Origin of the sequence: Paenibacillus montaniterrae, from assembly GCF_018403185.1 — a bacterium.
Lineage (GTDB): Bacteria > Bacillota > Bacilli > Paenibacillales > Paenibacillaceae > Pristimantibacillus > Pristimantibacillus montaniterrae.
Genome location: NZ_BOSE01000065.1, coordinates 1 through 244, shown reverse-complemented (window position 1 = coordinate 244; position 244 = coordinate 1). Strand labels below are relative to the sequence as shown.

Sequence of the window (244 nt, the reverse complement as noted above, 5' to 3'; positions counted from 1 at the left end):
ACTCGGAAGATCGTGTTCTCTTAGAAAGGAGGTGATCCAGCCGCACCTTCCGATACGGCTACCTTGTTACGACTTCACCCCAATCATCTACCCCACCTTCGACGGCTGGCTCCCTTGCGGGTTACCCCACCGGCTTCGGGTGTTGTAAACTCTCGTGGTGTGACGGGCGGTGTGTACAAGACCCGGGAACGTATTCACCGCGGCATGCTGATCCGCGATTACTAGCAATTCCGACTTCATGCAG

Annotated in this window: 1 rRNA gene; it reads right to left on the bottom strand. The window is 56.1% G+C overall.

From position 1 onward, the window contains the following. Window positions 1-24: 24 nt before the first annotated feature. A 16S ribosomal RNA gene (locus tag KJS52_RS27180) occupies window positions 25-244 on the bottom strand; the annotation flags it as partial.